This is a genomic window from Arenibacter lacus (assembly GCF_008711145.1).
GTDB classification, from domain to species: Bacteria; Bacteroidota; Bacteroidia; order Flavobacteriales; family Flavobacteriaceae; genus Arenibacter; species Arenibacter amylolyticus.
In genome coordinates this window covers 1-12344 of record NZ_VVIN01000080.1, presented here as the reverse complement: position 1 = coordinate 12344, position 12344 = coordinate 1, and the positions used below count along the sequence as shown (strand labels likewise).

9 protein-coding genes and 1 pseudogene are annotated in these 12344 nt (G+C 40.5%); 1 reads left to right on the top strand and 9 read right to left on the bottom strand.

Going from position 1 to position 12344, the window contains the following annotated elements; genetic code table 11:
• Positions 1-513 (top strand): methyltransferase domain-containing protein (locus F1E73_RS15415; RefSeq protein WP_150452436.1); only part of this gene is annotated, 513 nt, incomplete at its 5' end.
• A gap of 123 nt (positions 514-636) precedes the next feature.
• Here F1E73_RS15415 and F1E73_RS15410 read toward each other — a convergent pair.
• The 9 genes and pseudogenes from F1E73_RS15410 to F1E73_RS15370 all read right to left on the bottom strand — a co-directional run.
• Positions 637-1272 carry a response regulator transcription factor gene (locus F1E73_RS15410; protein ID WP_086477697.1) on the bottom strand — a complete coding sequence of 212 codons (636 nt, stop codon included), beginning with the start codon at positions 1270-1272 and terminating at the stop codon, positions 637-639.
• A 2-nt stretch (positions 1273-1274) separates the two neighbouring features.
• Positions 1275-2009 carry a sensor histidine kinase gene (locus F1E73_RS15405; protein ID WP_150452435.1) on the bottom strand — a complete coding sequence of 245 codons (735 nt, stop codon included), beginning with the start codon at positions 2007-2009 and terminating at the stop codon, positions 1275-1277.
• Between the two features lie 29 nt (positions 2010-2038).
• Positions 2039-4810 (bottom strand): PAS domain-containing hybrid sensor histidine kinase/response regulator, encoded by a 2772-nt coding sequence (locus F1E73_RS15400; protein ID WP_223883470.1) that lies wholly within the window; start codon positions 4808-4810, stop codon positions 2039-2041.
• Between the two features lie 34 nt (positions 4811-4844).
• Entirely contained in the window at positions 4845-6272 is a 1428-nt protein-coding gene (locus tag F1E73_RS15395) for a hypothetical protein (RefSeq protein WP_150452434.1), read from the bottom strand.
• 11 nt (positions 6273-6283) lie between these two features.
• Positions 6284-9067: an SdrD B-like domain-containing protein gene (locus F1E73_RS15390; RefSeq protein ID WP_150452433.1), complete on the bottom strand. Its 2784-nt coding sequence runs from the start codon at positions 9065-9067 to the stop codon at positions 6284-6286.
• Positions 9068-9087: 20 nt separating this feature from the next.
• Entirely contained in the window at positions 9088-9894 is an 807-nt protein-coding gene (locus F1E73_RS15385) for a COG1470 family protein (protein WP_223883469.1), read from the bottom strand.
• 192 nt (positions 9895-10086) lie between these two features.
• The gene (locus F1E73_RS15380; protein WP_150452432.1) at positions 10087-10647 is read right to left on the bottom strand and encodes a peptidoglycan-binding protein LysM; all 561 of its coding nucleotides are present in this window, start codon (positions 10645-10647) and stop codon (positions 10087-10089) included.
• A 440-nt stretch (positions 10648-11087) separates the two neighbouring features.
• A complete protein-coding gene (locus F1E73_RS15375) occupies positions 11088-11621 on the bottom strand; it encodes a hypothetical protein (RefSeq protein WP_086477702.1) in 534 nt (177 codons plus the stop codon).
• Between the two features lie 375 nt (positions 11622-11996).
• Positions 11997-12344 (bottom strand): annotated as a pseudogene (locus tag F1E73_RS15370) (peptidoglycan-binding protein LysM); the annotation flags it as partial.

Below are 12344 nucleotides of genomic sequence, written 5' to 3'. Positions count from 1 at the left end.
AACAGAAAGGAGAAGGCGTCAAAATCCATTCAGTTTAGACAAATAAACATGCTTACATTAGACCAACTAATAAATGATGGTCCTTTTGATGGGGTTGTTTGTTTTGGAAACACTTTGGTTCATTTAAGTTCGATGGATGAAATCTCTCTTTTTTTACAGCAAGTGAAGTCCAACCTTACACCAGGTGGAAGATTGCTGCTACAAATAGTCAATTACGATAAAATCCTCGGTAAAAACATTCAACAATTACCCACCATAGATAACGATGAAATTATATTTGAACGAAGTTATGGTTACCGCGAATCTGAACATAGGATTGATTTCCATACGCGGTTAACTATTAAGCGTACCCAAGAAATAATTAAGAACAGTATTGAATTATTGCCATTGCTAAAAAGCGAATTAACCACTTTATTGAATGAGGCTGGTTTGGCGCATCACAATTACTATGGAAACTTTAATGGGGATCCCCATTCCATTGACAGTCCGGCTACCATTGTGGAAGCATGGTAACTCATTGTTCCCTTAGAGCCGTTAGGATCAAAAAAGTATTTTAAAATGGCCGCAGGAACGGTCTAGATTGTACTCCCAACTCCCGCATTGCACTAATAGGCTGAAAATGTATTGGCCTAACCCTTAATTATAAACATTCATCACAGCAATCAGATCTGGAATAGATTGCACATTTAATTTTTCGAATACCCTATTCTTATAGGTACTCACTGTGGAGACATGTAGGTTTAATTGATTGGAAATTTCCTTTAAGCTTAGCCCCTCTATCAATTTATGGGCAACCTCTAACTCTCTATTAGATAAGGCTTCCAAGGAAGAAGAACTCTGATGATTATTTAAGGAGTCGGCCACCATTTGATCCTTAACCTCATCACTTAAGAATCGGCCTTTCTTCAACATGTCCGTAATAGCGTCATCGATCCGCTCTTTGGACGACAGCTTATTTAAAAATCCATGTGCCCCCATTTTCAGGTAGCGCAAAGCGTACAAATGCTCCTCTTGGGAGGAGAATACTAGTATTTTTAGATCTGGCTGCTTTAACTTAATAAAATCTATGGCCTGCTGCAACGTGCCATTGGGCATATTTACATCTAAAATGGCAAGATCAAAAGTTTCTTTAGAAATTAGGTCGAATAATGATTTATAATCGTCTACCTCCGATATAAGGGCGTTGGGTCTCATTTTCTCTAACATTTGAACCAACCCCATGCGGACTATTACATGATCGTCCGCCACTAAAATACGAATCGCAGTGTGCATAATTATAAATTTATTTCGGGTATGGTGATGGTCACCTTGGTGCCCACTTCCTCGGTGGAATCCACCTTTACTTCCCCCTGCATTAATAGTACAAATTCCCTAACAATTTTTAGGCTTAAGCCTGCACCTACTTCCCCATTAGTTCCTTGGAACTTGGGGCCCTCAAAGGTGAAGATAGTATCTTGCGTCATAGCATCCATTCCTATTCCAAAATCTGTCACAGACAAAACCAGCTTTCCATTCTCCTTCGTCGCCTCAAAATAAATGGGTTTTCCCGGATACGAGAACTTGATGGCATTGTTTAGAATTTTTTTCAACATAAAGAATACTAAAAAAGAATCGCTATTAAGGGATAAGTTCCCCTCTCCCTTTAGTTCAAAAGCGATATTCTTTTCCGCTAGATATTCTTCAAATTCCTTTTGAAGCTGCAAAAATAACTCTTTAGCGGTAAATTTCGATACTTGTGGCTGAAAACCGTCCACTTGGGTTTTAATCCACTGGCTAGTATCAGTAACCGTCTGAAGGTTTTTCTTGGCATCCTGCGCAATCCTTGGCAACAATTTAAAGAAATCTTCCTGGCTGATGGAACCATTGATTGCGCCGTCGGTCAGAAAAAATAAATTTCCAAAAACCTCCCTGAAATCGTGGGAAAGAAGGGAAATCCACCCATTCTTCAATTCAATTTCTTGCTTTAGTCTATCAATTTCGGCCTGAAGCTCATTTATTTCAGTATTCATTCTCTATCTATTTCCAAATCTTATTTTCATTATTCGTTACCAACGGTATTTACCCCCAACCATTTAGTAAGCATATCGCCCAAAGTCTGTTGCAAAAGCGGTTTCGCCAAAAAATCTGTCATTCCCGCGTCCAAACACTTCTCTTTTTCCCCTGGGAGACTACCCGATGTAAGGGCTACAATGGGCACTTCTATGTTATTTTCCAACCCCCTAATTTTCTGAGTAGCCGTCAATCCGTCCATAACAGGCATTTGCACATCCATTAAAACTAGGTCTGGATGTTCGCTTTGATACATCTCCACCGCTTCTTTTCCATTTACGGCTTCTAGAACAACCGCGTCTGGAAGCAAGTTTTTTAAATACAACTTTGCCAAATAGGCATTCACTTCATTGTCCTCTGCCACTAATATTGTTAAATGACTGCTATTGCTAACCACTGCCTCCTTATTGCGAGTGTGTTCCCCCTCTTTAGGAAATCGTTTTAGATCGGACAGCACCTGGTACATCTGCTTCATCCTTATAGGCTTAACAATCCGGTTCTGAATATTCAATTCCTCACAGACCTCTTGCAGCTCATTGTTATCCGAAGAGCTATACAACACTATAAAAGGTTGTCTATGGGTTAGCGAAGGCGCTATTCCCTTAATCTTCTTAATGGCCTCTACCCCATTCATTTCGGGCATATGGTAATCCATTATCACCACGTCGAACTCTGAGTGGTCCTTCATAAGGGATAATGCTTCAGGCCCACTTGCAGCCTCTACCACGGCAATATCCTTAATCTCCAGCATCCGCCGAAGGATTTGTCTATTTTTGTGGTTATCGTCTACAATAAGCACCTTTTCTATCCCTTGCAATGAGTGATCTAATTCCTCATATTCTACCTTAAAGTCTACATCAAAGTAGAAATTACTTCCCTCTCCTTGGGTGCTTTCCAATTGCAAGGAACTATCTGCAAGGGCCAACAACTTATTGGAAATGGTTAGCCCTAAGCCGGTACCCCCGTATTTTTTGGAGATACTGCCATCTTCCTGGGAAAAGGCATTAAAAATATCTTGTTGCTTTTCTATATGAATCCCAATCCCGGTATCCCTTACACCAAATCGTAGACGCATATTCCCATCCCCCAGATCCTTTAAAATATTGACGTAGAGTTTAATTTCTCCCTTTTCGGTAAATTTAAGGGCGTTCCCTAATAGGTTTACCAATATCTGCTTTAAGCGCATCGCATCTGCCCAGATATAGCGAGGCATTTTAGGATCTATGTCTATCAGCATTTCCAACCCTTTTTTATTGATTCCATAGGAAACAATATTGAAGGCTTCAGAAGCTACTTCTTCTACTTCGACCCTATCCCTCACCAATTTCATATGGTTCCCTTCAATCTTGGAAAAATCCAGGATATCATTTATAATGCTATAGAGAGAAACTCCAGATTGGTTAATAATCTCTAAGTATTGCCTTTGGGTATCACTTAAATCGGTATCTAGCAAAAGATCGGTAAAGCCAATGATACCGTTAAGTGGGGTTCGAATTTCATGGCTCATATTTGCTACGAATTCCGATTTCGCCTTGTAAGCCAGCTCCGCCTCTTGCTTGGCCTTTTTAAGGTCATAGTCCAATTTCCTTAACTCGGTAATATCTACCACATTAGCCAAGACCTGTTTATTTCCTTTTGCATCCTCATCCAAGGTGCTGGTAAAATACCAAATAGCTTCTTCTCCAGAGGCAATGGTGATAGACATTTCCCCAGAAGCCTTCCCATCGTTTATCACAGCAGCAAGGTATTCCTTAATGTTAGGGAACCGCTCTGGCGCAATTAAATCATAAAGGCTAGATTGGCATATTTTCTCTTTAGAATATCCCATAGCCAATAAACCCTTTTGATTTACATCCAAGAAGTTGCCTTCTAAGTCGTGTATACATAGAATTCCTTCAAGATTATCGAAAAGGCTATGGTATTTCTGTTCACTTTTAAGCAATAATTTTTCCTTCTCCTTAGACTCCGTAACATCACGGCCAATTCCAATTGTTAGCTGTAATTCCGTATCAGAGGTACAAGTCCATTGTATCCACTTAATCCCTCCATCCTTGGTTTTATAGCGGTTAGTGAAGTTAACCATCGGCTCTCCATTGGCGAGTCGCTGCACCTCACGGATGGTACTTTCTACATCCTCCTCAAAAACAAAATCCAACAAGGAAGAAGCAAAAAGTTCTTCTTCGGTATACCCCAAGGTTTTAGAAACAGCAGGATTTACATCTACAAATTTACCTTCAAAAGTAACCACCCCTATCATATCGCTAGAGAGCTGAAACAACCTATGGTGCTTATCTAATAGTTGCTCTTTTTCTTTACTTAGTACCCACCTTTGGATCTGCTGCACCGACTTCTCCAGGTAGTTTTTTTCAAAATCCGTTAACTCCCTAGGCGCATCGTCAAAAACATTTAGACTCCCCAACACTTCTCCCTTAGAATCCATAATAGGAAAAGACTCGGAAAACTGGACCTCAAACTTTTCGATAGGATGTGGAACCAATTGGATCCCCTTCTCCGCAGTAGCCGAATGATTTTTAAGGACTGTTCCCAACGGCCATATTTTATTGATAGAATCGTCATTGGACGCTATTACAAAAGCCTCCTGCTCACTAAACAAAGTAATGGTACACAACCGCAGCGCTATAATTTTTGAAACTGAAATTGCCTGATAGTCAAAAACCTCCGCGTAACGCCTATGGAGCGTCTCCAGCCTGGTAAGGGGTTGCTCTTGATCTGAGTATGTTTTAGCGTTTTCAACATTCATTTTCATCAATCTTTTTTCCCGTTCTATCGGCGCCTTAAAGGGCCGTAAAGCTATACATTATATTGATAGAATAGGTTCCTTTTTCCTTGCCTACCAAGGATTGGGCTCCTCTTGCAGAAATGGTGTATATCATGTCCAAATCCTTATCTAGAACGGGGGCACCATCCGTTATTATATTCTGACAACTATTGGTCAGCGTTACTTTTTGGGAACCTCCCGCTATCCCTACTTGCAAAATACTCGCAGGCACATCCGAGGAATCACCTGATAGTCTAAGGTAGGAATTATCAGATTTAACGCAAAGTTCATAGGGTTTATTATTGGAGATTTTCAATTGGCTTGGAATGAGCTTAGTTTGTCCATTCTGATAATGAGCGGGGGTGTTAAATTCAAAATTAATGTTATTCCCGGCAGGGGGTATGGTAATTTCGGATAATGGGAGCACTTCAATGGAAAAATCTGTATTGTGGACTGCAGAAACGGTATGATCCGTACTCTTTGCATCCAAATTCAATTGAAGCTTATAGGTTCCTGCTTCAAAAAAATGAGTTTTAAAATCATTCTCAGATATGGTCAATTCCAGGTTAAACTGGTGTTTATTACCTCTTTCCACTTTAAAAGGTGTTGCCGGGTTAAGGTTTTTCCATGTATCCGATAATGTTGTGGTCTGTATATTAGGGTGAGCGCTGCCCAAACTCACCAGGGACACTGGTCGGTAGGCAACCACACCCGAAGGGGACGTACGCTGAATGGTAGCTGTATTGGTCTTTGCCAATAGGTTAAAATTGGTGGTATTAGCAATTTCAGCAGCCCCTACTGCATCAAAAATCTGCGTACCTCCCATCCGGTATCGGTCCAAGCTAGAAATCTCATGATAGGTAATCGGGGTTTTGGTAACCCAGTCTATGGATTGTGCGCTAGGGATAACTAGGATAACCTGAAAGCTGACCGGAGAAAAGTAACTGGCATCATAATTATGGGTAACCTCCAATGCATACTCTCCGGGAATAAAAGTATTTTCTTCGAAGGCTTTGGCAGGTATTTTAAACCTAAAGGCAACGTTGCCCGGATTAAAATGTCCTTTGGTAGCATGGGGCTCGTACCAATTTTTGGGACTAGTAGAAAACCACTTAAAGCTAGGCAATCTTTCCTGACTCCTAAACGGGGCGGGGGTGCCTCCAATGCTCTCTAGCTGCCATAGCAAAATAGAAGCAGGGAGGGAAGCACTAGGACGTGATGTATGCGTAAAATTTGTATTGCCCCTCACTTCAAAGGAAGGGTTCTTTCTATTGATCCATTGATCACCGGCCCCCGTTTGCAAGACGTTCAGCGTGGTACTAAATTCGGTTTTGTTAATAACATTACTGATGGGAACCTCTATTCTCACCTGCTGAGCAACAGTGGGGGCCCAAAAGCTTAGCAGCCACCCCATTATCAAGATATATTTTGTACTAGGTCTCATCAATTTTAGTATTAAAACTTCTTCACTTTAATTTCTGTATCCTTCTTTTTATACTCAAAAATTAAGGGCTTGGGATAATCTTCCCCTTCCACCGTAATTTTTTGCGAAGGATTTATATACTCATAGGCATTATTTTCAATATAAATCTCATAAGTCCCATCGTTCAGGAAAATCTCGAAGGTATTATTCTGGTTTACTACCGTACTACTAATATGTCCATTTTCATCTTTTACATACACCACCACCCCACGCACATAGGTATCTGTCTTATCGTAAGCCTGTTTAATTTCAATTAACTCCCCTGCTACCCTATTCTTTTTAATGAGGCCTATTTCTAGGCTATTGTTTTTATCCACCACAAGAGTAGGTTCTACGGCCATACGCAATCCTTTAGTTTGGTTTACCCTTAGGGTGTAACTTCCTTTGGGCACATTAGAAAAACGCACTTTACCATTGGAATCCGTAATGGCAATAAAATTATCTAATTGGATTGCCTCATTGGCAATTGGCAATTCATCTGCATCAAATATCCCATTAAAATTTTGATCGTGAAATAGGCGAAGATCCACATTGTAATTCCCTGCCGAAGTTGCTTTTACAAAGTATTTTTTAACCCCTATTCTAAACTGGTAGTTGCTGCCCTTAAATCCATAAGTGGCTGTAGAACTATATTGGGTGTAATTCCCATATCCGGTGGCAGCCCAGCTAGGGGATATCTTATACTCTAGATTCCCATTTAGGTATTTATTGGTGTTATTATATAGCTCGGAATAGTTTAATCCGGCCGAGATAGCACCTCTTAGGGAATTCTTTTTGGTCTGAAAATTATAGGCGGCATAGGTACTATAATTTAAAAAGTTTTCTGATCCCGTTTGATAATAATTTAGGTCGATGACATTTTGGGGGTTCACTTGGGCGGTTCCATTTAAGGAAAAACCTTGAAACCTGTAGGACAGCGTAGTCCTTGCACTGTGAAACCAGGGGAGATTGGTAGCATTGGAGTAGGAGTATTCGCCCGATAGGTTGATACCATGACCCCCAAAGGATGTTCCCACACTGGCAAAGAGCCTATATGAAAGCAAGTTACGTGACAATGTATTATGGATACTCTTCTGCTCCTCAATTAGCGGGGCCAGCGTAATACTCCAATTAGAGAGTGAGAATTGTGTTCCTCCCCGTAGTATTTGGGTGCTATGAAAATAGGTCGGGTAATACCCTTGGCCATCATCATAGCCAGGTTTTTGTACACTTAGATATTGCGGCCGCACTTCCGAGTTTTGATATTGTAGAAACAATCTAGTAAATCCAGACAGTCTATAGCCCAGGTTCTGATTGGAATTGAAGGAACCGCGACTCAATCCGGCATAGCTTCTGCCAGCGATATTGTTTAAGGATTGAAATTCCCACCTTCCCAATTTAGTTTCATAGTTTATTCTGGCGGAAGCATCCAAGTTTTGCTCTTGGTTTACCCTACCCCTCTCATGACTCAATCCAGTTTCTATGCTAATCCGGTGGATAGAATCTAACACAAAAGCGGTACTCACTTTTGCCACTTGGGTATCTATATTCAGCAGTGGATTATGGTCAAAAACATAGGAAACCTTCCCTTTAAAGTCGGAAGTCTCCCCAAAACTGAATTTGGCGCCTGCTACTTTGGCGCCTTCAGCCTGTGAAAAGTAGGTTCCATAGAGATTGTAGTTGTTCTCCAATGCAAAAACCTCTAAACCATTTCCACGCCCTATTCTGGTGGTTAAGATCCCTCCCCGACCCGAAACGGAGTAATCATAATCATGACCATATACATTCCCAAGTCTAAGCACGGAGTTTTTATTCTCCAATTCTAGCCAGGTATCGTATAGGTTGTATTTTTTTTCGGACAAGTAATAATCGCCCCCCATATTAATTGTTCCCTGCAGATCCTTATGGACCGCAAAAGCGGTATTTCCTTTTAGTCGGAGATAATTAAATCCACTACGCTGCCCGTTATACCCCAGCTCTACAAAGTTTTTATCCATAGTAATTCCAGGACTAGGCATTACTTGGCGATTGTTAGATAGGACCATGAGTTTTAGATAGGTATTCCCCACATTTTCATTATCCAATAAATCGGTAGCCCTCACATGAATGTTAAAGTCGGGGTAATGGCGTCCCTGATGACGTACTGCCACCTGAAACTCTACCAATTTCTTCTCTTGTCCCTCCAAAGTTATAGTTCTTTCATTGGGGGTTACTTCCAGACCGCTGGGGGACACCTGAAGGGTAAGTTTAATGGAACGCTGGGAATAGCCTCTATTCTCTACAAACAAGGAAATAGAGTTTGCTTGAACGGGATTGATAAAATTTTCTCGTGAGAAGGAATATAATGCAATATGCCGTTCTTCCTTTCTATCGATAAAGAAGGAAGCTTCCAACTCTTCTTCTTTCCCTTCCATTTGATACGACAAACGATAGCTAATTTCTGGGGATTTCATTTTCATAAAATCCGTATTTGCCAGAAACTTGATGGGAAATCTTTTGGTTTCGCCTTGCTTCAGGGTATAGGAGGGCCTGGGTGAGAGAAGAAGTCCATGATATTGTTGCTGCGGTCCCATATTTCCTATACTAATCTCCTTATCGCTTAAATTCTTTAATATCAAAAAATTAATAAAACTCTGTCCATGTTGTACGGACACCGTATCTGTCTTAAAATAAAATTCCAACGGGTTTTTTTCTTGGGCAACCCCATGAAACATTCCAAATAGCAGTAGCGCCAAGAGGGGGAATATGTTTCTTAGGAGATCCAATGGGTATGGCATTGAAATTTTAAGGATAGGGCTTAAAGCTCAAAGGTTTTTTCCCCGACCCTTAAGTCATTAGTTCCCGCCATCTTAACAATGGCCACCCCTAAATAAGAGCCTTTAATCCCCGGAGGTAATTGAAAGACCACTTTTTGCTTGGCACCGGGTAGCATGGAGATGTTGATTGGATTAAGCACTATATCCTCGCCACTATCAGTATCCGTAAATTCCAATTCCACCTGGGCGTCATTAACCACATTGCCATCATTCTCAATTCCAATAGCCACTTTTACGGAGTCGGTGTTTTCATCAGAAATCTCTTCCATGCTCACTATATCCAGGCTCTTGGTGGTATTATTTGGAGGAGTACAATAGATATGCAAACCAAATTCGAATAAGGCAATAATTCCAATTCCCTTTTGCTGCTCGGCGAAATCTTCCTGTTTCCCTATCTGGGTAAAGAATAGCATACTATTGGTAACCTCTGTAGTAGAAGCGTCCTCCGGAATGGTCATGGTCACAACAATTTCCCTATTGCTTTTCGCTGGGAGGCTAACGGACGACTCCATGGTAGATACCCATGCTGCATTGGAATTTTCCAGGCTACCAGCCTCAAAATACACCTTATTGCCGTCCTCTTCCCTTAACCAATCTTTTGTATTAACATCAAACACATAATCACTATTGGAACTATTACTTAAAACAACGGGAAGACTAACGGTCTCTCCCGGATTTCCGTAGAAGAACAGGCGGGTGGGCGACATAGAAATCCCTTGTGCGAATAAGGAAGAAAGACTGGAAATAAAAAATAAGCATACTAGAATAAAATGCCAGTAGGTACGCATAATAAAAAATTTGGAGTTTAATATCTAAATGACTTGCAAAATTAAAGCAAAATTGCCATCCGTAATCATAAAAAAGTTAGAATCTTCCAACACCTTCGTTCCCCCTAACTATCAAGAAACCAGGTACCCATTATATTAATTCAGCAACCCACAGTATCTATAGTGCCTTGCTAGAATATTAGGTGCAAATCCCTATAGTGCAGAAACCGTATAAGTTACTTTTTGGGTGTATTTCCCTTCTGGTTTTCCCAGCATATCCGGGGATGAAGACCTGGCCTGCGGAATTTTATAATCCAAGTCTAGGTTTAGTTTACTTCCGCTATCTGCCCCACTTACCAAAACTTGATCTTCTGTAGAAAGCACAATTGGCTTGGAATTACCCGTAATCTTAGACGTTTCATTCCGAGAAATGGTTAGCACATTCACTGGAATTTGATGCGCCCCATTTTCAAAATACGCTCCATTGGCCTTCACCTTTAGATCGAATGGGTGGGTAAAAGTTATTATAAGGCTATTAGGAATAGTGGCGGTCTGCTCTGAATTATAGTCACTAGCATTTTCGTAATGAAAATCTACGGTCCCACCTTTAGCGGCACTTCCTGGTTCAATGGCAATAACATCTGCTAGAATAAGATTTATAGTAGTAGTTGCTTTCTGTGCAGCAACCTTACTCACACCAAACAACAACATAGTCAAGGCAGCTACGATATTGGTAGCTCGTTTCTTACGACAGTATTTTAGGGTAGTCTGCATAGTTAGTCGGCGTTAAAACGAATATCAAAGATAGGTTAATTTTTTACATCCTGATAAAAAACGCGACATTAAACTGAATATTATGCATTTCATCGAATTTATTTGAGGATATTCATAATCTAATTCTGTCAAACATAAAAAAAAAGGACCCTTACTAAAGAGAATTTACACTTAATATTAAGCACTATTTTGGTCCATTAACCTTTTCATTATCCAATGGAGCAGCGGATTTTTAATAGAAGGGAAAGCGGGAGGAAACAAACAGCACAAACAAACTAATTTGTTGTTAGAGGTAGCTTTCGCCCTAAAGGTATTTGGACTGCTAGTGCCACATAAAAGTAGCAGCAGCCACCCAAAATAGCCTATAAAAAAAGGGATTCCCAAGATTACAGAGTCTGCAACCAAGGGAATCCCTAAATTCATCTTTAGTATTGTTGGCCTTAATTAGCGGTGGCCGTATAGGTAACGGTCTGCGTATAGGTTCCATTGGGCATCCCTAGAATATCCTTAGAGGCTTTTTTCTTATGGATCTCATAATCCAAGTCGAGCGTCAGCTTACTTCCCTTGGGGGCGTTATTGACCAGTTTCTGATCCTTTGCTTTCAATTTTATATCTTTCTTATTGCCCTTCATAGTCCCGCCATTGGCTTTTAAGGTTAGAACATCTACAGGAATATTATCATTCCCATTCACAAAATTATCGCCTCCAGCTTTCACCTTGATATCAAAATCCGTCGCGGAAGTTACCACTAAGCTATTGGGCACCGTGATAGTTTTTGTAGTGTGATAATCATCTGCAGTAATATAAATAAAGTTTACCTCCCCATCCCTAGCCGCACTCTCCTCGTGGATGGAGATTACATCTTCCAGCATAATATTTACCATAGTCGTCACCGATTCTTGTGCTTGTACCGAGTTCATTCCTAATAATAGGACAGTAAAAGTAAAACAAGCGGCAAGAAATTGTGTTTTCATAATTAAATCTTTCTAAATAATACTTAAAGTTATCAGTTGGCTTCTCCTACAATTGAGCTTAAACTTCAAAGATAGATTGGAAGACATTTAAATTATGTAGTAAATATTGGCCTCTCTTGTAGCAAATAAACTACAAGCCTGATTTTTAACGACTCCTCGCTAGCAATAACCAGCCTACCCTAGGTAAGTAAAGCCCTTTGGCAGTAGCGATTACAGTGCAACTACCCTAATTAGAGTAGCGCCTTAAGGTAGTGAATAGCTACCATCTCCAAAAGATTGAGTGCAATTTCGCTACTTCCTTAAACTAAAGGATTCCCAAGATTACCGTATCTGCAACCAAGGGAATCCCTAAATTCATCTTTAAAATTGTTGGGCTTATAGCGCTGTCGCTGTATAAGTAACTGTTTGTGTATACGTACCTGCTGGCTTTCCTAAAATATCAGAGGAAGAAGATTTCTCCGCTGGAATCTCATAATCCAAGTCCAGTGTTAACTTACTTCCCAAAGAGGCCTTACCAACTAGGGTTTGCTCCTTATCAGACAACTCAACATCCTTTTTTGAACCATCCATGCTTCCTCCAGATGCTTTAATAGTCAAGACACTTACAGGTATACTATTCTTTCCATCCTCAAAGTTTTTACCGCCAGCCTTTACCGTTACGTTAAAGTTTTTGGTGGAAGTTACAATCAAAGCATTTGTTTGAGTTACAGCAGGAAGTCCGTC

Bases quoted from the DNA above. Each gene is read 5' to 3' on its own strand.
- F1E73_RS15405 (WP_150452435.1), bottom strand. From the start codon at position 2,009: ATGAATACTGAAATAAATGAGCTTCAGGCCGAAATTGATAGACTAAAG.
- F1E73_RS15400 (WP_223883470.1), bottom strand. From the start codon at position 4,810: ATGAATGTTGAAAACGCTAAAACATACTCAGATCAAGAGCAACCCCTT.
- F1E73_RS15410 (WP_086477697.1), bottom strand. From the start codon at position 1,272: ATGCACACTGCGATTCGTATTTTAGTGGCGGACGATCATGTAATAGTC.
- F1E73_RS15395 (WP_150452434.1), bottom strand. From the start codon at position 6,272: ATGAGACCTAGTACAAAATATATCTTGATAATGGGGTGGCTGCTAAGC.
- F1E73_RS15380 (WP_150452432.1), bottom strand. From the start codon at position 10,647: ATGCAGACTACCCTAAAATACTGTCGTAAGAAACGAGCTACCAATATC.
- F1E73_RS15385 (WP_223883469.1), bottom strand. From the start codon at position 9,894: ATGCGTACCTACTGGCATTTTATTCTAGTATGCTTATTTTTTATTTCC.
- F1E73_RS15375 (WP_086477702.1), bottom strand. From the start codon at position 11,621: ATGAAAACACAATTTCTTGCCGCTTGTTTTACTTTTACTGTCCTATTA.
- F1E73_RS15390 (WP_150452433.1), bottom strand. From the start codon at position 9,067: ATGCCATACCCATTGGATCTCCTAAGAAACATATTCCCCCTCTTGGCG.